Raw genomic sequence first — 22013 nt, 5'->3', positions numbered from 1 at the left:
GAACGCTCCCAGGACTATTCGCACAAAGGAGTGCAGATGTTCGGAAGAGTCAGGAAGCGCCGTACCGCGCTGGCGGCGGTGGGCGCCGTGGTGTCCATCGCGGGCACCGCCTTGATGGCGGCCGGCGGGTCGTGGGCGAGTGACGCGAGCTCGGCGGCGGCGTTCGCGTGCCGGGTCGACTACACGACCAACGACTGGGGCAGCGGGTTCACCGCCAGTGTGAACGTCGCCAACCTCGGCTCGTCGCCGGTCAGCGGTTGGACGCTGACCTACTCCTACGCCGGCAACCAGACCCTGCGGCACGGCTGGAACGGCACCTGGTCCCAGTCGGGCAAGACGGTCACCGTCGCCAACCTGAGCTGGAACAGCACCATCCCGGCGAAGGGCAACGTCTCGGTCGGGGCGAACTTCGCCTACAGCGGGAGCAACGCCAAGCCGACGGACTTCGCCGTCAACGGCGCGGCGTGCACCGGGACCGTCCCGACCACCACCACGACCACGACGACGACGACCACCACTCCGCCGGTCGACGGGCCGGCGCCGGAGCTGCGAGTTTCCGGCAACAAGCTGGTCACCGCGGACGGCGCGCCGTACCGGCTGCTGGGGGTGAACCGCTCCACTTCCGAGTTCGCCTGCGTGCAGGGCAAGGGCATGTGGGACGGCGGTCCGGTGGACCAGGCGTCGGTGGACGCGATGAAGACCTGGAACATCCACGCGGTGCGGGTCCCGTTGAACGAGGAGTGCTGGCTGGGCGTCTACGGCTCGCCCAGCGGCCCGGCCTATCAGCAGGCGATCAAGGACTACGTGGACCTGTTGGTGGCCAACGGCATCAACGTGATCCTGGACCTGCACTGGACCTGGGGCGCCTACACGAACAGCCCGGACTGGCACTGCAAGGATGAGCACGCGGTGTGCCAGAAGCCGATGACCGACGCGAAGTACTCCCCGCAGTTCTGGGCCGGCGTCGCGAACACGTTCAAGGGCAACGACGCCGTCGTGTTCGACCTGTTCAACGAGCCGTACCCGGAGATGGCCGCGGACTGGGACAAGACGGCGGGCTGGCAGTGCTGGCGCGACGGCGGCACCTGCACGGGCATCCCCTACGAGGTCGCCGGCATGCAGGACCTGGTCGACGCGGTGCGGTCCACCGGTGCGACCAACGTGCTGATGCTGGGTGGCCTGGAGTGGGCCAACGACCTGCGCGAGTGGCTGAAGTACAAGCCGGCCGACCCGCTGAACAACCTCGCCGTGTCGTGGCACGCCTACAGCTTCAACGCCTGCGCCGCGGAATCCTGCTGGGACACCCAGGTCGCCCCGCTCGCGGCGCAGGTCCCGGTCGTGCTCGGCGAGTTCGGCCAGGACGACTGCGGCTTCGACTACATGCAGCGGGTGGTCGACTGGGCCGACGCCCACGAAATCAGCTACATGCCGTGGACCTGGACCCCGTGGGGCTGCGTCACCGGCGCCGTGCTGATCAAGGACTGGAACGGCACGCCCGAGCCCGGCATCGGCGAGGGCTACAAGGCCCACCTGCTCACCCAGGACCCGTACGAGACCCGCTGACCGATCACCTGCCCAGCCCTACCGCGCCGCCCCGACCGCCGGTCCGAACACGACCCGGTCGGGGCGGCTCGGCCGGCAGGCCCCTCCACCGGCGACCACCGACCGCGGATTCCCCTGGGAGATCGGCGATCCGAGCACCGGGTCACCGCCCGAGGTTGTCGACCGCGTAGTCGGCGGGTGATTGTCCTACCGGGGGTGGAAGTCGACGGCGTTCGGTTCGTTCGGGGCGGGTAGGCCCAGGGCGAAGTTGGCGGTGTGGATCAGGTCCTCGCGGTGTTCGCGGAGGAAGGTGGGGGTCGGTTCGGTTTCGGTGGCGGCGGTTGCGCAGGCGGCCAGGTCGAGGTCGGCGGCGACCAGGTACAGGGTTTGCAGCAGGCAGCCCGTGTCGCGGTAGATGACGCTGAGGGTCATCGCCCCGTACTTGCACTGGACCCGGCGGAAGTAGGACGCGAGGTAGAAGCTGACCGGTGGGGCGGTGTCGACCACCATCGGCCGGCACAGCAACTGGTGCTGCAGTTGGTGCAGCTCAGGTGTCCAGGGCTGCAACCGGTGCAGCGCGTGGTCGAACGGGTCGTAGTGGTAGGCGCCCGCCTCCAGGTCGTCCACGGCGCGCACGACGAGGTACAGCTCGAGGCTGTGCCGTCCGCCACCCGCGGCGCTGGGGCGTCTGGTGGTCTGCCACAGCTCGGGTCCGAGCCGCCCGCGGACGCGCGCTGCCCGGCCGAGGAACGTCGACAGCTTCGTCAGGGACAGCGGGGCGGTGTCGAAGTCCCGGATGCTCCGCCGGGTGAGCAGCACGTCGGCCAGTGACCGGCTCGGCAGGTCCGGTTCCGGCAGCCGGATCGTCCGCGTCACGTCACGGTGGACCAGGTGTGCCGGCGGGATGTCACGGGCACGCATCCTGGGCTTGCCCCCGCGTCCGGCTTGGGCGTGGACGGCCAGCTCGCCGGGGGTCCACTCGCTGTGCCGGACGGGCCCGTCCGCGCCGACCGCGTGCACGATGCCGAGGTCCACGAGGGTGCGCAGCAAATCGGCGAGCCGGTCCGGGGAGTAACCGGGCAGCGTCACCTCTTCGGGCAAGGTGGGCGTGGCGAGTGCGGTGAGCAGGGGCAGCATGTCCGGCCTCACCCGGAACCGGCGCTGGGAGCGCGAGTCCACGGCCACGACCCCCTTCTCGTCACCCCAGTCCAAGTACAGCCAGGGACTGCGTTGGTACCGCGTCCGGGTGACGACCCGCGTGGCGTGCTCGGCGACGAACAGGCAGCCCCGCTGGAGCACCGCCGTGACGGGCTCGACCGGGAAGGGACCCGGGCCGAACGCCGACAGGGGCAGCACGACCAGCGCGTCGTCACCGCTGTCCCCCAAGCCCTTGGCGACCGCGGCCGAAGCGAAGACCTCGGTCTTGCCCAGGCCCGCTGCCATGAGCAGGTTCATCTCCTCCCACATGCTCCGGCCGGGCAGCACGCCGGGGTTCGGCGTGTCGCTGCCGACCGTCCACCGCACACCGGCGCGGTGCAGGTCCGGCACCGCGTCCGCCATCGCGGCGATGGCGGCGTGCGCGTCGGCGAACTCGGCGTCGGTCCAGGGCTTGGCGACGACGGGCATGGCGCGCCAGAGCCCGACGAGGGCCGGGTCGTGGCCGGTGAAGGCCCAGCCGCGCTCCGCCTCGTCGAGGAGACGGTGGTGGACGACCAGCGTCGGGCACACGGCCGTGCCGGCCGGCACGCGGGGCCATCTGTCCTCCGGGCGGCGAGTGGCCCACCGCCGGTGCAGCGCGTGGGTGCCGCGGTCGTCGAACGGGGTCAGGCAGACCAGGTGCTGGAGTTCGTCGACCCCCGCCCGCACCGCCGCCGGGAAGGCGCCGGGGCCGGGGTGCGCGGTGACCTTCAACCCGCGGGCGTGCGCATGGGCGACCACCGGTCCGTACAGCGCGGTCGGGAAGCGGGTGTACAGCTTGAGCCAGCGGGCCCCGCGCGCGGCGGCCGAGTCCACCAGGGACGGCAGGTCGTCCGGCCCGTCCCACTCGACGGCGAAGGGGAAGCGCCGGCGTCGGCCCGTCCCGTCCACCAGCGGTCCGCCCAGCACGATCTCGGGCACCAGGTCCGTGCACCGGCGGGCGAGCGGGACCTCCAGCTCCGTGCCCACCACCGAGCCCAGGTCCCGCACTCGGCTCACGCCGTAGGCGACGTAGTCGGAGAGGTCGACCCCGGTACCCAGGTGCACGTGGGCGTCGTGGAGGGCGGGTGCCACCAGGGCTCGGGGGAACCGGGCCGCGACGGGTTCGTCCACGCCCGGGCGCACGGTCCACGAACCGGAGGGCTGGACCGTCAGGGTGTGGGGTCCCTCCCGGACCCCGTCGAGGCCGAGGACCCCGCCGATCGCGACCCGGTGCGGGCCGCCGGTCCTGCACAACAGGTGCACTGGTCGCACGGTGCCCAACGCGGTCATCCCATCGGGAGTGGTTCGGGGTTCATCTCGTCCTCGGTGAGGGGCCGGTCCCTCAGCCCCATCCGGACCGGGGCCTGGTAGAGCCGAGGCCCGCCGAGCCGGCGGAACGTCGTGGAGAACGCGACGGGTTGCAGGCCCGGCACGACGGCCCGGACGACGGTGACGCCGCACTCCGCGACGTCGACCGGGGTGATGTCCACGGCGAGCGGGCGGTACCCGGCGGCGGCGAGCCGCTCGACCAGGCGCGTCACCGCCTCTGCGTCGGAGGGGTGCGTCGCCGCCGGGTCCGGGAGCGGGCGCACCGGCCCCTCGCGCAGGAAGTCGAGCGCCGGCAGCCGCCGGGGGTGGCAGTAGTAGGTGGCGAAGTCCCAGATGTCGCGGGGCACGTCCACCGCCGCGGGTGCGCTGCCGAGCGACTGGGAGCGCCAGTACATGCGGAAGACGTGGTCGAGTTCCTGCAACGCGCCGTGGAGGCAGGCGTGCGGGTCCGGATCGGCGCGGTAGCCGAACAGGGCCACTGGCCGCTCCGGGGTCTCCAGCAGGCCCATCGCCATGACGACGGGGATGCCGAGGTCGGTCGTGACGTCCTTGGCGATCACGTCGACACCGCGGGCCCGCAGCCGTTCCAGCACGACGAGCGCCGGTCCCGCGGGCAGGCTCGCGGTGTCCAGGGTCGGCGCCGCCAGCCGGTTGTACCAGAAGACCGCCGCCGCGTCCCGTTCCACGACCTCCAGCAGACCGCCGCGCACGGCTTGCGCCCGGGTGCTCCCGGCGGCGAGCCCGGTGGAGTTGGGCGCGAGCAACTGCTCGCGGTGGCGCGGTGGCCGGTACGGGACGTGCACCGCGATCGCGGGGACCAGCCGCCGGTCGCCGCCAACCAGGTCGGTCGCCTCCACCCAGTCGATCACGACGTCGGGCTCGTACGGCACGAACGCGCCGTCCGCGGTCTCGTAGTCACGGGCCGATCCCAGGGGCAGGTCACGGGGGTCGACCGCCGCGGGCCCGAGGTCGGCCAGGGAGGCGCGCACGAACCGGGAGGGGTCGTAGACGCCCGCCGCGTACCGTTCGAGCACCTCGCCGAGCGCGCTGACCCGGGCTTCGAGCGGGTCCGCCTTCGTCGCGCCGCCCACGCAGGACGCGCGGACCGGCGAGAACCACGTGGTGTCGGTGCCGCCCCGGTTCCACGCGCACGTCGTGCCGCCGTCGTCGTCGCCGGGTTCGCGCACCTCGATGTCGGCGACGATCCCGGTCAGCGGGTCCACCGCGGCGCGCATCCGCCGCCAGCTCTCGACCGCGGAGGGCGACCCGTCCGGCGGTCCGGGAGGGCCGAGGCCGGCGGTGGCGTCGGCGCAGACCGGGCAGAACGGCAGGTGCAGCACGGGGCGCACCACCCGCTCGCAGCTGTCGAGGTCCAGCTCGACCAGCTCGGCGACGCGCAGCACCCGCCCCGGATCCGGGGGGACCTCCAGCGCGCGGACGACGTGGTGGGCGATCAGCCCCGCCGCCGCACCGCTGCTCGGCCAACCGTCGTCGCACGAAGCACCCAGCAGCACCCGCATCGGGAAGCGGGACAGCGCGGGGTCGGGCCGGGTGGCCCGCACCCGCCGCTGCAGGCACAGCGGACAGGCGGTGTGGGGTGGGCGCAGCACGACGAAGCGGACGCGGGCGCCCGTGACGGCGTAAACCACCGCGGTCCCCTGCTCGCGCACCGCCCACGCGGCGGCTTCACGCACGCTGTCCTCGGACGCCGACAAGGCCAGCGCCACCACCGGCACCCGCGCCGACAAGTCCGGGACCACGGCCACACCGGCGCGGGTCAGCGCGGTCGCGACAGACGCGGTGAACGGCTCGTCGCCCACCACGTGCGCGGCGCCGACGCCGACGCGGAAGGACGGGTGCCGCCGCAACGGCTCGTCGGCGGGTACCAGCAATCCCCGGCCCGCCAACGCGGACAGGACGTCCTCCGGGAGAGTGCGCCAGTCCACCACTCCCTCGTCGCCGGCGGACGTCGTGCGCAGCCGCAACGACGGCTCCTCGCTGCTGCACACGTAGACGTGGCCCGCGGCACGTCGGAAGCGGACGTCCTCGCGCGGAACCAGTGCCGCCGCCAGAACGGGACGGGACTCGCCGTCCCGTGGGCGGACGGCGGGTCCGTAGGCCGCCAGGACGTCCGCATCCACCGGTGTCACTCCTCCGGCTGGTCGTCGACGTCACTCGCGACGAGGGTGATGGTGAGTGTGAGCGGAGTGGCCGCGGGCTCGTCCGGGACGATCTCCTCGAACGGCTCGGTCTCGAATGTGTCCATGAACGACTCTCCTTTCCAGACGGTGTGAAGGCGCCCGGGGCGGGCACCTTCGGGCCGAATGCCCATCCTGTCCGATGGCACACGCGCGGACGATCGGACGACACCATCGAGTGGCTGCCGTGCACCCGAACCGGCGTCTTGCCGCGGATGCGGTTGCGGCCGGACCGCGAGGCGCCTTTCCTCGACGGTGGCCGGCCGAGCGGCGGCGGCCCCGGGAGGGACCGCAGATGACGTACGGCGACCCCACGACCGTCGAACCCGTGACGGTGGCACCCACCGCGGTCGACTCCACGACGTCGTTGGTCCGCTTCGACGTGTCCTTCCCGACCGGGCAGCCACCGACGAGCGCGGCGGACCCCGCCTGGGACCACTTCCAGCGGCTCATGGACGGCAAAGCGATCTTCTCCGCGGAAGAACGGCGGCTGCTCCCGCGCGCACCGGTGCTCACCGGGCTCGACCCCGAGGTCGAGCGGGTCCTGGTGGAACGGTTCACCCGTGTCCTCGACGCCGTCGAGACCTTGGCGGCCCGCTACCCGCAGGACGGTGAGGTCCAGCGCTTCTTCGACCTCCCGCCGCTGATCCACGACTGCGCGCTCGCCGACACCCGGATCGGCCGCCACGTCGACCACTGCCGGTTCGACTTCGGTGGCGACCGGCTGGACGACGTCCGGATCTTCGAGGTGGGCGGCGACTGCCCCGTGTCCAACCTGCACGGCGTGTACAACACGTGCTGGCGGCAGGTGGACGCGGTGCGGTGGTTCACCGACCAGTACCCACCGGCGCGCTGCGAGACCCCGGGCTGGATGGTGTCGGAACTGCTCGACCTCGCGCGACGGGAGGGCCGGGACCCCGACGACATCCGGCGCGTCGCCGTCCTATGCGGTGACGAACTCCGTTCCTTCTCCGAGATACGGCTCATCGAGGGCCAGATCCGACATCACGGGCGCACGCCCGTCCACATCGTCCCGAGCCGGCTGGGTGGTGACGTGCCGCCCATCGGGCTCCTGGCGCACATCACCCGGCCGATGGTGGCGGAACCCGACCGCTACGCCCCGCTCTTCGAACGCATCGCGTCCGGGCGACTGCTCGTCCTCAACGGCGTCCGCGGCCGGATGATCGGCGGCAACAAACTCGTGTCCGCGGCGCTGTCGGACCCGCGGTTCGACCGGCTGTTCACCTCGGACCAGCTCGCGGCGATCCGGGCCGTCGTGCCGTGGAGCCGCAAGCTCGGTGACGGCACGACCGCCCGCGAGGCGGTCGACCGGCGGGGTGACCTGGTGGTCAAGGCGCCGTTCGACGCGCTCGGCAGGAGCGTGTTCATCGGCCGTGCGCACGACTCGTCCGAGTGGCGCCGCATCGTCGACACGGGCATGCGGCACGGGTGGCTGGTGCAGGAGTTCGTGCGGTCGCAATACGTCCCGACGCCGTCCGGCGTACTGCGCCGCTCGCTCGGCGCCATCTTCTGCGGCGGGCGGTTGGTCGGCTACAACGGCCGCGTCACGCCGTCGCTGCTGGACGACTTCCCCGCCGGGGGCGGGGTGCACGCGGTCTTCGGCGGGTACGGCGGTGACGCGCCGGCGCCGTGAAGCGGTGCATCGTCGGGACCGGGGCAGGTGGTGGCCTTGCCGCGCCCGTGTTGATCGAAAGACGGCAGTGGCGCGGTCGCGGGGGTCAGTGGTCGCGGTGGATGAGGGATGTGGCCAGGTCGGTCAGTTCTGCCGCGGCGCGTGGTGGGGGGTTGATCGAGTCGAGGGCGTGCAGGGCGCGGGTGAGGAGCAGGCCCGCTTGTTGTTCGCTCCAGGCACGGCCGCCGGCGGCCTCGATCAGGTTGGCGGCGTGGGCCGGTTCGGTGGCGACGCGATGCCCGTCGCCCTGGTAGAGCGCGGCGAGTTCGCGGGCCGCGGCCGTGTCGGAGTTCAGTGCGGCGACCACGGGCAGGGACTTCTTGCGGGCGCGCAGGTCGCCGTGCACCGGTTTGCCGGTCACCGCCGGGTCGCCCCAGATGCCCAGGAGGTCGTCGACGTGCTGGAACGCCACCCCTAGGTGGAGGCCGAAGTCGCGCAACCCCGCCACCTCGGCGGGCTTGGCGCCGGCGAACGAGGCGCCCAGGGCACAGGCGCAGGCCAGCAGTCCGGCGGTCTTGCGCTCCACCATCGCCACGCACTCCGCCACGCCGATGTCGTGCCGGTCCTCGAAGGCCAGATCGGCTTGTTCGCCGTCGACCAGGCCGAGCACCGTGGCGTTGAGCGTGCGCACGCCGTCCGAAGCGGCCGGGTGGCCGCCGGTGGCGAGCACGTCGAAAGCCAGTGCCAGCAAGGCATCGCCGGTCAGGATGGCGTCACGCACGCCGAAGACGTGCCACGCCGCCGGCCGGTGCCGCCGGATCTCGTCACCGTCGAGCACGTCGTCGTGCAGCAGCGTGAAGTTGTGCACCAGTTCCACCGCGACGGCGGCCGGTAGGGCGGAGGTCGCCGAACCGCCGACCGCCTCGGCCGCCAGCTGGGCCAGGACCGGGCGGATGGCCTTGCCGCCGGCCGCGTCGGTCGGCTCACCGTGCTCGTCCCACCACCCCAGGTGGTAGCCGGCGACCCGGCGCACGGAAGCGGGCAACCCGTCGACCGCGGCGCGCAGGGCCGGCTGCACCTGGCCGAGACCCCACGACAGGACCTCGCTCACCTTCCGGGCTCCGGCGATGGCTTCGTTCGGCACAACGAACCTCCGGTCGGTCGGACGGGAAGTCGCCGTGGGGTCGCGCTCGCCGGTCAGGCGAGCTGGCGGTCCACGACGGACGGTGAGAGCACGTGCTGGATCACCATCGCGGCCGCGCCGAGGACGCCGGCGTCGTCACCCACCTGGGACGGCACGATGCGCAGGTTCTCGGTGGCGAGCGGCAACGAGCGCCGGTAGATCGCTTCGCGCACCCCGGCGAGCAGCATCTCGCCGGCCAGCGCGAGGGTGCCGCCGACGACGATCAGCGACGGGTTGAACATGCTCACGCACGCGGCGAGGACGTCGCCGATGGTGCGGCCCGCCTGCCGCACGAGCTGGCCGGCTTCGAGGTTGCCCGCCCGCACCAGCGCGACGACGTCGGCGCTGGTGTGGGCGTCGATCCCCCTGGCGCGCAACGTGGCGGCGATGGCCGAGCCGCTGGCGACGGCTTCGAGGCAGCCGGTGTTGCCGCAGCGGCACGGCACGTCGCCCGCGTACGGTGCGGCGATGTGGCCGAGGTCGCCGGCCGCGCCCACGGCGCCGCGGTGCAGCTCGCCGTTGCTGATGAAACCGGAACCTATACCGGTGGCCACCTTCACCACGATGACGTGGTCGGCGTCCGGGAAGCACTTCGTGTGCTCGCCCAGCGCCATCAGGTTCACCTCGTTGTCCACCAGGACCGGGACGCCGAGCTCGGCGCTGACGCGCCCGGGGACGTCGTAGTTGTCCCACCCGGGCATGATCGGCGGGTTGTTCGGTCGCCCCGTCGAGTGCTCGACCGGGCCCGGCAGACCGATGCCGACGCCCGCGAGCTGCACCGAGTCGAGCCCGGCTTCGGCGAGCAACGCCCTCCACGTCTTGATCAGCACCGGCAGGACGACATCGGGGCCGTCGGCGACGTCCTGCTCGATGCGGCGCAGGGCGAGCGGCGAGCTGGTCAGGTCCGTCACCGCCACGGTCGCGTGCGTGGCACCCACCTCGGCGGCGAGCACGACCCTCGCCCGTGCGTTGAACACGAAGCGGCCCGCCGGTCGGCCACCGGTCGACGCCTCGCTGCCCCCTTCGCTGACCAGGCCGGCGTCGAGCAGGGCGTCCAACCTGGCCCGCACGGTCGACCGGGCGAGGCCGGTCACCGAGGTCAGCTCCGTGCGGGTACGTGGCACGCCGTCGCGGAGCAGGCGCAACAGCTCTCCGGCGGAGGCGGCTCCGAGGTAGGGGTCTTCTTTCACGCCCCGATTGAACCAGAGACCGGGGACATATGCCGTACTTCGCCGAAACCTGTCCGACTTTTGATTGACATCCGCCATTAGCCCTCCTACGGTTCGCCACATGACTGTGACCCACCTAACTCACACGGCCGAGAGCGGTCGTACCGAGCCTCGGACCCTGCGGATCGCCGTGGTGGGTACCGGCTTCATGGGCCGCGTGCACGCCGAGGCGGCGCGGCGGGCGGGAGCCGAGGTCGTCGCCGCGGTGGCCAGCACCGCGGACGGTGCGGCCGACGCCGCGCGGGCCATCGGTGCGGAACGCGGCTACGCCGACCTGGACGCACTGCTGGCCGAGGCCCGCGCCGACGTGGTGCACGTGTGCACGCCCAACGTCCGCCACGCCGAGGCGGTCGACGCCGCGCTGGCCGCGGGTGCGCACGTGATCTGCGAGAAGCCGTTGGCCACCGGTGTCGCCGACGCCACCGCGCTGGCCGGCGCGGCGGAGGTCACCGGCCGGGTGGCGACGGTGCCGTTCGTCTACCGGTTCCACCCGATGGTCCGTGAGCTGCGGGCGAGGCTGGCGACCGGTCAGGCGGGTGTGGTGTCCACGGTCAGCGGCGGGTACCTGCAGGACTGGTTGTCGCGGCCGACCGACGACGACTGGCGGGTCGACCCGGCGGTCGGCGGCCCGTCGCGGGCGTTCGCCGACATCGGCTCGCACTGGTGCGACCTGTTCGAGTTCGTCACCGGTGACCGGATCCACCGGCTGTCCGCGCAGACGGTGGCCGTCCAGCCGCGACCGCGTTCGTGGGCCACGCCGACCGAGGACGCGGCGGTCGTGCAGTTCACCACCGGGTCCGGGGTGCTGGGCACGGTGGTGGTCTCGCAGGTCGCGGCAGGCCGGAAGAACCGGCTGCACCTGGAGGTCTCCGGCACCGAGGCCAGCTTCGCGTTCGACCAGGAGGACCCGGAGCGGCTGTGGGTGGGCGGTCGCCGCGGCAACCAGGTGCTGTTGCGCGACCCCGAAGTTCTGTCGCCGTCCGCGGCCCGGTACGCGCGCCTGCCTGCCGGGCACGCGCAGGGTTACCAGGACTGCTTCGACGCATTCGTCGGCGACACCTACCGCGCCGTGCTGGGCGAGGACCTGCCGGACGGCCTGCCGACCTTCGCGGACGGCCTGCGGGCGGTCCGCATCACCGACGCGGTCCTGACCTCCGCCGCGTCGGCCGGGGCTTGGGTCGAGGTGGAGCGATGACCGTCGACGGTGACGTCGTCGTCCGGCTCACCGGGATCACCAAGAGCTTCCTCGGCGTGCCGGTGCTGCGCGGTGTCGACCTGGAGCTGCGCGCGGGCGAGGTGCACGCGCTGATGGGTGAGAACGGGGCGGGCAAGTCGACGTTGCTCAAGGTGCTCGCGGGCGTGCACCGGCCCGACTCCGGCCGGATCGAGGTCGAGGGCGAGCCGGTCGTGTTCGCCACACCCCGCGACGCCCAGGAGGCGGGCATCGCGATCATCCACCAGGAGTTCAACCTGCTGGAGCACCGCACCGTCGCGGAGAACGTCCACCTCGGCCGCGAGCCGGTCCGCCGGGGGCAGGTGGACCGCCGGAAGATGGAGGCGGACACCAAGAGCCTGCTGGACTGGCTCGGCGAGGAGGGGATCGACCCGGCCGAGACCGTCACCCGGTTGTCGGTGGCGCAGAAGCAGGTCGTGGAGATCGTCAAGGCGCTGTCCACCGACGCCAGGGTGCTGGCGATGGACGAGCCGACCGCCGCGTTGGCCGACCACGAGGTGGAGTTGCTGTACGACCTGGTCGACCGGTTGCGCGCCAGGGGCATCGCGATCCTCTACGTCTCGCACCGGATGCGCGAGGTGTTCGACCTGAGCAAGCGGATCACGGTGCTCAAGGACGGCGCGTTCGTCACCTGCGCCCTCACCCGCGAGCTGACCTCGGACCAGCTCGTGCGGCACATGGTCGGGCGGTCGCTCGACGCGCTCTACCCCGACCGCGCGAGCGCGGACGACCTCGGTGACGTCCGGCTGGCGTTGCGCGGCGCGGGCAACGGCCGGGTCCGCGGCATCACGTTCGAGGTGCGGGCGGGCGAGATCGTCGGCATCGCCGGGTTGCAGGGTTCCGGGCGGTCGGCGATCGCGCGGGCGATCTGGGGTGTCGAGCCGTTCACCGCGGGCACGGTCGAGGTCGACGGTGTCGAGCGGCGGATCACCGACCCGCGTGCGGCCGTGCGGCTGGGCATCGGCTACGTCACCGAGGACCGCAAGGGCGAAGGGCTGGCGCTGCGGCAGTCCATCCGGGACAACGCGCTGCTGGTCCGCCGCGCGGCGCTGACCGGTGGCGCGGGGCGGCGCAAGTCCGACCTCGGCGAGCTGTTGAAGTCGGTCGCGGTCGTGGCGCGGGGTGAGCACCAGGAGGTGCGCTACCTGTCCGGAGGCAACCAGCAGAAGGTCGTGCTGGCCAAGTGGCTGGCCGTGGGACCGCGGGTGCTGGTGGTGGACGAGCCGACGCGCGGCATCGACGTCGGCGCGAAGCAGGCGGTGCACCGGCTGCTTCGAGACCTGGCGCGCAACGGGGTCGCGATCCTGATGATCTCCTCCGAACTGCCCGAGCTGATCGGCATGAGCGATCGGATCCTGGTCGTCCACGAGGGCGCGATCGCGGGTGAGCTGCCCGCGGGCACCGGTGAGGAAGCCGTCATGGGCCTGGCCACGGGGCACACCAGGGGAGAGGTGGCATGAGCGTCGTGCAGCAGAAGGCCAAGCTCGCGGACATCGTCCGCCGTGACGGAGGACGCGGGTTCAGCCTCACGCCGACCGTCACCGTCTACCTGGCGCTGCTGGCCCTGCTCGTCGTCGGCAGCATCCTGGTCGGCCTGAACGGCGGGGTGCTGCTCGACCAGGGCGGCATCCTCAACATCCTGACCCGCAGCACCGTGCTGGGGCTGGTCGCGGTCGGGCAGACCATCGTGATCATCACCGGCTCCCTGGACCTGTCCGTGGCCTACCTGGTCGGGCTGTGCTCGCTGGTGGCGGCGGAGACGATGGCGGGCAGCGACGGGATGATGGTGCCCGGCGTGCTGCTGGCGCTCGGTGTCGCCGCCGTCGTCGGCCTGGTCAACGGCCTGGTCGTGACGGTGCTCAAGGTGAACGCGTTCATCGCGACCCTGGGCGTGGCGCTGATCCTGCGCGGCTACCTGGAGGACAACTACACCGGGCCCGCGGGCAGCGTGCCGCGCGCGTTCCAGCACCTCGGGTTCGACCGCATCGGCCCGGTCCCGATCGGCGTGCTGCTGATGCTGCTCGTCGCGGCGGCGGCGTGGTGGTTCCTCAAGCGCACCCGCGCCGGCTACCACACCTACGCGGTCGGCGGCGACATCGACGTGGCGCGCCTGTCGGGTGTGCGCACCGGCCGCACGATCGTCACCGCCCACGTGCTGTGCGCCGTCGCCGCGGGTCTGGCCGGGGTGTTCCTGGCCAGCAGGCTCGGATCCGGCGCGCCGTACGTCGGCACGGACGCGGGCTACGACCTGGAGTCCATCGCGGCCGTCGTGCTCGGCGGCGCGGCGCTGGCGGGCGGTCGGGGCGGTGTCGTCGGCACGATCGGCGGCGTCCTCATCCTGGCCACCCTCGACACCATCTTCGACGACCTCGCGGTCGACCCGTTCTTCAAGGACGTCGTGCGCGGCATCGTCCTCATCGTCGCGGTGGCGCTGTACGCCCGCCGCAAGCTCACCAGGAGGTCCGCGTGAACGCGCCGACCACGTGGCGTCCCCGCCTGGCCGAGGGCACCGCGCCCGTGCTGGCGGTGCTGGCCGTGCTGCTGGTGGCGCTGGCCTTCGCCGGTCCCGCCTACTCCGAACCCACCGGGTACCTGGCGCTGCTCAAGCGCGCCGCGCCGCTGGTGCTGCTGGCCATCGGCCAGTACTTCGTCATCGTCTCCGGCGGGTTCGACCTGTCGGTCGGCTCGCTGGTCACCGCCGAGGTGGTGATCGCGGCCCGGCTGATCGAAGGGGACGACGCCAACACGGCGTGGGTGATCGCGCTGCTGCTCGGCTTCGGCCTGCTGGTCGGCCTGGTCAACGGGCTGGTCACGACCAAGCTGCTGGTGCCGTCGTTCATCGTGACCCTCGGGATGCTGCTCATCCTCGACGGCGCGGTGTTCCTGTGGACCGGCGGCGCACCGCGCGGCGCGCTGTCACCGTCGTTCCGCGTGTTCGGCCGCGGTGGCGTCGACCTGCCGGTCGTGGGCCACCTGCCGTGGTCGGTGGTCATCCTGCTGGCCGTCCTCGTCGCCGCGGTGCTGTTCATGCGCGGCGGCACCGGCCGCACGCTCGTCGCGGTGGGGGACAACGAGAACTCCGTCCGCCTCGCGGGCGGGCGGGTGGACCGGCTCAAGGTGCTGGCGTTCGCGCTGTCCGGTGTGCTCGCGGCACTGGCCGCGATCCTGCTCGGCGGGTTCGCCGGCGTGTCGGCCCAGGTCGGCGAGGGACTGGAGTTCCGCGCCATCACCGCCGTCGTCCTCGGCGGCGTCCTGCTCGGCGGCGGGCGGGGTTCCGTCGTCGCCGCGGCCGCCGGCGCGCTCACCCTCGAAGCCCTCTTCTCGCTGCTGAACCTGCTCGGCGTCTCCGGCGCGCTGGAGTCCGCCGTCCAAGGCGTGATCATCATCGCCGCCGTCGCCTACGCCGCCCTCGGCGCCAACCCCCGGCTCAGGCTCCGGCCCCGAGCCGGCACACCCGAGCCCGCTGCCCGCTAGTCACCGCCGCACAAGGAGAGAACCGATGAACAGGAAGTGGTCCGTCGTGGCCGTCGCGGGCCTGCTGGCCATGGCCGGCTGCAGCAGCGACCTGCCCGCCGACACCGGAGCAACCGGTACGACGGGCACGTCGAAGGCCGCCGGCGCGAAGTCGGAGTTCTTCGACCAGGCGGAGTACGAGCGCCAGTTGAAGTTCCGGTCGACCACCGCCGAGGGCCCGGCCGACAAGCCGTGGGAGCAGATGCTCGCGCCGGAGCTGGTCGACACGGCGAAGTACGCCAAGCCGGGTGGTGGCTACCACCTGTGCTTCTCCAACGCGGCGGTCAACAACCCGTGGCGGCAGGTCGGGTTCACCACCATGAAGGAGGAGGTGAAGCTGCACCCGGAGATCACCAAGTTCACCGTGCTGGACGCGGAGGGCAAGGACGACAAGCAGATCAGCGACATCCAGTCGTTCGCCTCCCAGGGGTGCAGCGCGCTGGTCGTGTCACCGAACACCACCGCCACGTTGACCCCCGCCATCGAGGCGGCGTGCAAGACCAACGTGCCGGTGATCGTGTTCGACCGCGGCGTCAACACGTCCTGCCCGGTCACGTTCATCCACCCGATCGGCGGCTTCGCGTTCGGCGCGGACGGCGCGGAGTTCCTGAAGGAGAAGGTCAAGGCGGGCGGCAAGGTCCTCGCCCTGCGCATCCTGCCCGGCGTCGACGTGCTGGAGCAGCGGTGGGCCGCGGCCAACGAGATCTTCTCCGGCAGCGACCTGAAGGTCGTCGGCGTCGAGTTCACCGACGGTGACGCCGCCAAGACCAAGACCATCGTCAACGACTACATCCAGCGCGAGGGCCAGATCGACGGCGTGTGGATGGACGCGGGCGCGACCGCCGTCGCCGCCGTGGAGGCGTTCCAGGACGCGGGCGTGCCGATCCCCGCGTTCGTCGGCGAGGACCAGCAGGACTTCCTGCGCACCTGGGCGATGGAGAAGATGACGGCCGTCGCCCCGACCTACCCGACCTACCAGTGGCGCACCCCGGTCATCGCCGCGCTGAAGGTCCTCAACGGTCAGCAGGTGCCCAAGGAGTGGGTGCTGCCGCAGCCGAAGATCACCGAGGACGAGCTCGACGACTTCGTGCAGCAGGACATGCCGCCGCTGCACTACGCCATGTGCGGCTGCGACTTCATGCCGGGCTACCCCGCGCCCTGGAAGTAGAACCCGCTACCCGGCCCGGATGGAGGAACTGTGCACGCGATCGGTGTGAGCACGTGGGTCTGGACGTCGCCCCTGCGCGACGCGACGCTCGCCGAGCTGGCCACGCAGGTGGCCGGATGGGGGTTCGACGTGCTCGAACTCCCGGTGGAGGAAGTCGACCACTGGGACCCGGCCCTGGCCGCACGCGTCCTGGCCGACCACGGGCTCGCCGCGACCGTGTGCCTGGTGATGCCACCGGGCCGGGAACTGGTCGCGGCCGAACCCGCGACCGTCACCGCCACCCAGGACTACCTGCGGCGGGTCGTGGACATCGCGGTGGAGGTGGGCTCGCCGGTCATCGCGGGCCCGGCCTACGCGTCGGTCGGCCGCACGTGGCGCATGACGGGCCAGGAGCGGCACGACCGCGTCGCCGAGCTGCGCGACAACCTGGCGCCGGTGGTCGAGCACGCCCGGGCGGCGGGCGTGCGGGTCGCCGTCGAACCCCTCAACCGCTACGAGACCAGCCTGCTCAACACGATCGGGCAGACCCTCGCGGCACTGGACGGCCTGCCGGAAGACGGGTGCGGAGTCGCCGTCGACGTCTACCACCAGAACATCGAGGAGAAGCACGTCGGTGACGCGATCCGGTCGGCCGCCGGTCGGATCGCGCACGTCCAGGTCTGCGGCAACGACCGCGGCACACCCGGTGACGACCACCTCGACTGGCCCGACATCGTCACCGCGCTCACCCACGCCGGCTACACCGGGCCGCTGTGCATCGAGTCCTTCACCGGCGAGAACGCCAGCATCGCCACCGCCGCGTCCATCTGGCGCCCACTCGCACCGACCCAGGAGGCACTCGCCGTCGACGGCCTGAAGTTCCTCAGGGAGGTGATCGGCACCGGCTGATCGGGCGTCACCCGACAACTCACCGGCGCCGGCACGCCGGACGGAACAGAAAGCGTGTGGAGGATCGTGAGAACCCCTGTATCCCGCTTGCGCACCGTCTTCGGTCTCGTGTCGGCGGTGCTCGTCGTGGCCGGTCTGGTGCCGGCGACCGCGGCGGCGCACCCCGGCCACGACGCGCCGGCCGAGTTCCGCGCACTGCTGTTCACCAAGACGGCCGCCGGCGCCTACCGGCACGACTCGATCCCCGCCGGTGTGGCGATGGTCGAGAAGCTCGCCGCCGACCACCACTTCGAGGTGGTGCACAGCGAGGACGCCGACCAGTTCACCGACGCGAACCTGGCCGGTTTCGACGTCGTCATCATGCTCCAGAACGGCGGCATGGTCTGGGACACCGACGCCCAGCGCGCGGCCGTGAAGAAGTTCGTCAACGACGGCGGCGGCATCGTCGCCGTCCACAACGCGACGGACATGAACATCGAGTCGTCCTTCCCGTGGTGGGACGACTTCGTCAACGGCGGCGCGCACATGACCGCGCACTCCGCCAACGGCCTGACCGCCACCGCCTACCAGGTCGACGAGGTGCACGAGTCGACCAGGCACCTGCCGGACCGCTGGCAGAAGGCCGAGGAGTGGTACAACTTCAAGCCGGGCATGCGCGGCAAGGTGCACCCGCTGGTCGAGGTGGACGAGAAGACCTACGACCCGGGCTCCGAGGCCATGGGCCACGACCACCCGATCTCGTGGTGCCGTGACGCCGAGGGCGGCCGCGTCTGGGCGACCGGCATGGGCCACAACGCCGCCGACTACACCGAGCCGAACTTCGTCGCGCACGTGCTGGGCGGCATCCGCACCGCCGCCGGCGTCGTGTCGTCCGACTGCGGCGCCACGGTCGACACCAGCTTCGAGAAGGTGACGCTGGACGACGCCACCCGCGCGCCGACCACGCTGGACATCGCGCCGGACGGGCGGGTCTTCTACACCGAGCTGCTCGGCGAGGTCCGGGTGCACGACCCCGCCACCGACAGCACCTCGACGGCGCTGTCCCTGCCCGTCTACAGCGGCGGCGAGGACGGTCTCGTGTCGCTGGCGCTGGCGCCGGACTTCGCCACCAGCAACCACGTCTACGTGTACTACTCCCCGGCGGGCACCGCCGAGGTGAACCGGCTGTCCCGGTTCACCGCGCAGGGCAACGTGATCCGCCCCGACAGCGAGAAGGTCCTGCTGGAGGTGCCCGCGTCACGCCGGGAGGAGCCCGGCCACACCGGCGGCTACCTGGAGTTCGGGCCGAACGGCAACCTCTACGTCGGTGTCGGCGACGACACCAACCCGTTCCAGTCCAGCGGGTACGCGCCGATCGACGAGCGCCCGGGTCGCGACCTGTTCGACGCGCAGAAGACCTCCGCGAACACCGACGACCTGCGGGGCAAGATCCTGCGCATCCACCCGGAGCCGGACGGCACCTACACCATCCCCGCGGGCAACCTGTTCGCGCCGGGCGCGGAGAAGACCCGCCCCGAGATCTACGCCATGGGCTTCCGCAACCCGTTCCGCTTCAACGTCGCCTCGGACGGCACGCTCTACCTGGCCGACTACGGGCCGGACGCGGGCGGGGACAACCCGTCGCGCGGTCCCGGCGGCCTGGTCGAGTGGAACGTCATCAAGGAGCCCGGCAACTACGGCTGGCCGTACTGCGTCGGCGACAACACCCCGTTCAACGACTTCGACTTCGCCACGAACACCTCCAAGGCGAAGTTCGACTGCGCCAACCCGGTCAACGACTCGCCGAACAACACCGGCCTGACGAACCTGCCCGCCGCCAGGGCCGCGATCGTCTGGTACGGCAACGGCGCCGAGGGCGACGAGTTCCCCGAGATGGGCACCGGCGGCGAGGCGCCGATGGCGGGCCCGCGCTACGAGTTCGACCCGAACTTGGTGTCGGACGTCAAGTTCCCGGAGTACTACGACGGCAAGCCGTTCTACTACGACTGGGCGCGCAACAAGTTCTGGACGTTCTCGCAGGACGACCAGGGCGACCTGCTCAAGATCAACGAGTGGTTCAAGAGCGCCGCGCCGCTGGCCCCGATGGACATGAAGTTCGGTCCGGACGGTGCCCTGTACGTCGTGGAGTGGGGCGGCGGCTACGGCCGTGACAACCCCGACTCCGGCATCTACCGGATCGACTACACGCAGGGCAACCGGCGGCCGACCGCGAAGGCGACGGCGACGCCGTCCTCGGGCCAGGCGCCGCTGCCGGTGAAGTTCTCGGCCGCGCAGTCGTCCGACCCCGAGGGCACCCCGCTGACCTACGCGTGGACCTTCGGCGACGGCGGCACGTCCACCGAGGCCGAGCCGACGCACACCTACCGGTCCAACGGCGTCCACAACGCCCAGCTCACCGTGACCGACGCGTCCGGCAAGTCGGGCGTGACCAACGTCCAGGTGACGGTCGGCAACACCGCGCCCTCGGTGACGATGACCTCACCGGTCGACGGCGGGTTCTTCGACTTCGGCGACAAGGTGGCGTTCGACCTCGACGTCACCGACCCAGAAGACGGCCAACCGGACTGCTCGAAGGCGGTCCTGCAACCCGCGCTCGGCCACGAGGCGCACGCGCACCCGATCGACCCGATCCACGCTTGCGAGGGCGAGTTCGCCACCCTGGTCGACGAGGGCCACGCCGACGCGGACATCTTCTACTCCGTCGACGCGTCCTACACCGACCGCGGTGCCGGCACCCTGCCGCCGCTGGTCGGCCGCGACCTCGCGGTGATCCAGCCCAAGCACAAGCAGGCCGAGTTCCACCAGGAGTCCTCGGGTGTCATCGTCGCACCCGACCCCGCCGCCGAGTCCGGCAAGCGGGTCGGCGACCTCGGCGACGGCGACTGGATCGCCTTCACGCCGGTGAACCTGCACCAGATCGACCGCGTCACCGCAAGGGTGGCGTCCGCGGGCGCGGGCGGCTCGATCGAACTGCGCGAGGACTCGCCGACCGGGGACCTGCTGGCCACCATCGCGGTGCCGGAGACCGGCGGCCTCGACCGGTACGCCACCGCGCCGGACGTGGCGGTCACCGACCCCGGTGGCACCATGGAGCTGGTCGCGGTGTTCCGCGGCCCGGCCAACCGGTTCACGCTCGACTCGTTCACGTTCATCGGCAAGGGCGTGTCGGTCAACGCCGCACCGCACGTGGTCGTCACCGCCGATCCGGTGACCGGCGCCGCGCCGTTCACCACCGAGCTCACCGCCACGGCGAGCGACCCGGAGAACGACGCGCCGTTCACCTACGCGTGGGACCTCGGCGACGGCACCACCGCGTCGGGCGCCACGGTCGAGCACACCTACGCCCGCAACGGCACCTACCACGCGTCGGTGACGGTCACCGACGCCGCGGGCCGGTCCAAGAAGGTGTCCACCCCGGTCGTCGTGCGCACCGCGCCGATGCCGCCGATCACCTGCGACACCCCGGACCCGGACCTCCCGATCGACGACGAGTTCGACGGTGACCGGCTCGACGGCTGCCGCTGGGACTCCGTCGTCCGGCCGGACCTCGCGTCGATGAGCGTGGCCGACGGCCTGCTGAGCATCGAGACGCTGCCCGGCGACATCAACGGCGGCAACAACGACAACCCGCGCAACTTCATCCTCCAGAACGCACCCGAGGGCGACTGGACGCTGGAGACGAGGATCGCCGCGCCGCTGGTCGAGCAGTGGCAGCTGGCCGGGTTCATGGTGTACGGCAACGACGACGACTACGTGAAGTTCGACGTCGTCGCGCGCAACGCCCCGGGTCAGGCCGTGAGCCTGGGCGCGGAGCTCGTCTCCGAGAACAACGGCTCGTTCGGCGACGGCGGCAACCGATCCCTGCTGATCGGCACGCCGGAGAGCGGGTGGTGGCACCTGCGGTTGAAGAAGACCGGCAACGCCTACAGCGGCGAGATCAGCGACGGCGGCACCAACTGGACCTCGCTCGGCGACCCGGTCACCAACGACGTGCCGAACGCCGGGTTCGGGCTGATGGCGATCGGCCCGAGCCAGACCATGGGCCCGGTGACGGTCGACTTCGACTGGTTCCGGGTGACCGGCGTCGACACGACCGCGCCGGAGGTCACCGCGACGGTGGACCCGGCCGAGCCCAACGGCGCGGACGGCTGGTGGACCACCCCGCCCACGGTGACCATCACCGCGGCGGACGCCGGGTCCGGCGTGGCCCGCACCGAGTACCGCGTCGGCGACGGCGAGTGGGCGCGGTACACCGCGCCGTTCCCGGTCACCGGCGACGGCACGCACGCGGTGCACTACCGGGCCACGGACGTGCGCGGCAACACGTCCCAGGCCGGTTCGGTGACGGTGAAGGTGGACGCGAGCGCGCCGGCGGTGAAGGTCACCGGCCTGCACGACGGCGTGAGCTACGGCCACTCCGAGGACAAGGCGGTCTCCTGGCAGGCCGACGACACCACCTCCGGGATCGCGTCGGTCACCGCCACGCTCGACGGCAGAGCCGTCACCTCGGGCACGACCATCACCATGCACACCCTCGCGCTCGGCGCGCACACCCTGGCGCTGACCGCGACCGACAAGGCGGGCAACAAGCGGGACGTGGCGGTGTCGTTCACCGTCACCACCTCGCTGCCCGACCTCCAGGCGATGGTCGACCGGTTCGCCGCGGAACGACGGATCCCGTCGTCCACCGCACGGGGCCTCGACCGCGACCTGGACGACGCCCGCCGGCTGCTGTTCGAGGGCAGGACCGGCAAGGCGATCGAGGAGCTGGAGAGCTTCCGCCACGCGGTCTCCCGCAGGGTGGGCGACCGCGCCGTGCGCGACCTGCTCGTCGCCGACACCGACGTGGTGATCGCGGCGCTGCGGAGCCAGGCGGGCGGTAGCTGACCGCGGCGGCCGGAGTCCTCCGGGGCTCCG

13 protein-coding genes are annotated in these 22013 nt (G+C 72.0%); 9 read left to right on the top strand and 4 right to left on the bottom strand.

What is annotated here, in order from left to right; genetic code table 11:
- Positions 1 to 36 precede the first annotated feature (36 nt).
- On the top strand, positions 37 to 1563 hold the full coding sequence (locus tag B0I31_RS32360; protein ID WP_106619193.1) for a cellulase family glycosylhydrolase: 1527 nt from the start codon (positions 37 to 39) through the stop codon (positions 1561 to 1563).
- Between the two features lie 186 nt (positions 1564 to 1749).
- On the opposite strand, the gene B0I31_RS32355 is transcribed toward B0I31_RS32360, so the two are convergent.
- Entirely contained in the window at positions 1750 to 3984 is a 2235-nt protein-coding gene (locus B0I31_RS32355) for a SagB family peptide dehydrogenase (protein ID WP_146174033.1), read from the bottom strand.
- Between the two features lie 23 nt (positions 3985 to 4007).
- Positions 4008 to 6191 carry a YcaO-like family protein gene (locus B0I31_RS32350; RefSeq protein ID WP_106619191.1) on the bottom strand — a complete coding sequence of 728 codons (2184 nt, stop codon included), beginning with the start codon at positions 6189 to 6191 and terminating at the stop codon, positions 4008 to 4010.
- 352 nt (positions 6192 to 6543) lie between these two features.
- Between B0I31_RS32350 and B0I31_RS32345 the strand changes: the two genes are divergently transcribed.
- Entirely contained in the window at positions 6544 to 7902 is a 1359-nt protein-coding gene (locus B0I31_RS32345) for an ATP-grasp domain-containing protein (protein WP_106619190.1), read from the top strand.
- Between the two features lie 85 nt (positions 7903 to 7987).
- Here B0I31_RS32345 and B0I31_RS32340 read toward each other — a convergent pair whose 3' ends face one another.
- A complete protein-coding gene (locus tag B0I31_RS32340; protein WP_245950594.1) occupies positions 7988 to 8992 on the bottom strand; it encodes a family 2 encapsulin nanocompartment cargo protein polyprenyl transferase in 1005 nt (334 codons plus the stop codon).
- An 86-nt stretch (positions 8993 to 9078) separates the two neighbouring features.
- Positions 9079 to 10254, bottom strand: coding sequence for an ROK family transcriptional regulator (locus B0I31_RS32335; protein WP_219910898.1), 1176 nt, complete (start codon positions 10252 to 10254; stop codon positions 9079 to 9081).
- A gap of 100 nt (positions 10255 to 10354) precedes the next feature.
- On the opposite strand from B0I31_RS32335, the gene B0I31_RS32330 reads away from it, so the two are divergent.
- The 7 genes from B0I31_RS32330 to B0I31_RS32300 all read left to right on the top strand — a co-directional run bounded on the left by B0I31_RS32330 (position 10355) and on the right by B0I31_RS32300 (position 21983).
- The gene (locus tag B0I31_RS32330) at positions 10355 to 11488 is read left to right on the top strand and encodes a Gfo/Idh/MocA family protein (protein WP_106619187.1); all 1134 of its coding nucleotides are present in this window, start codon (positions 10355 to 10357) and stop codon (positions 11486 to 11488) included.
- Positions 11485 to 12987: a sugar ABC transporter ATP-binding protein gene (locus B0I31_RS32325; RefSeq protein ID WP_106619186.1), complete on the top strand. Its 1503-nt coding sequence runs from the start codon at positions 11485 to 11487 to the stop codon at positions 12985 to 12987. Before B0I31_RS32330 ends, B0I31_RS32325 begins: the two co-directional genes overlap by 4 nt.
- The gene (locus B0I31_RS32320; RefSeq protein WP_106619185.1) at positions 12984 to 13997 is read left to right on the top strand and encodes an ABC transporter permease; all 1014 of its coding nucleotides are present in this window, start codon (positions 12984 to 12986) and stop codon (positions 13995 to 13997) included. Before B0I31_RS32325 ends, B0I31_RS32320 begins: the two co-directional genes overlap by 4 nt.
- Positions 13994 to 15001, top strand: coding sequence for an ABC transporter permease (locus B0I31_RS32315; protein ID WP_106619184.1), 1008 nt, complete (start codon positions 13994 to 13996; stop codon positions 14999 to 15001). The genes B0I31_RS32320 and B0I31_RS32315 overlap by 4 nt, the downstream gene beginning before the upstream one ends.
- A gap of 25 nt (positions 15002 to 15026) precedes the next feature.
- Positions 15027 to 16208: a substrate-binding domain-containing protein gene (locus B0I31_RS32310; RefSeq protein WP_106619183.1), complete on the top strand. Its 1182-nt coding sequence runs from the start codon at positions 15027 to 15029 to the stop codon at positions 16206 to 16208.
- Between the two features lie 30 nt (positions 16209 to 16238).
- Entirely contained in the window at positions 16239 to 17096 is an 858-nt protein-coding gene (locus B0I31_RS32305) for a sugar phosphate isomerase/epimerase family protein (protein ID WP_106619182.1), read from the top strand.
- Between the two features lie 87 nt (positions 17097 to 17183).
- The gene (locus tag B0I31_RS32300; RefSeq protein ID WP_245950592.1) at positions 17184 to 21983 is read left to right on the top strand and encodes a ThuA domain-containing protein; all 4800 of its coding nucleotides are present in this window, start codon (positions 17184 to 17186) and stop codon (positions 21981 to 21983) included.
- The last annotated feature ends 30 nt before the right edge of the window (positions 21984 to 22013 follow it).

The sequence above is a fragment of the Saccharothrix carnea genome, assembly GCF_003014735.1.
GTDB classification, from domain to species: Bacteria; Actinomycetota; Actinomycetes; order Mycobacteriales; family Pseudonocardiaceae; genus Actinosynnema; species Actinosynnema carneum.
The sequence above is the reverse complement of the archived record's forward strand: the minus strand, read 5'-3'. Positions and strand labels throughout refer to the sequence as shown.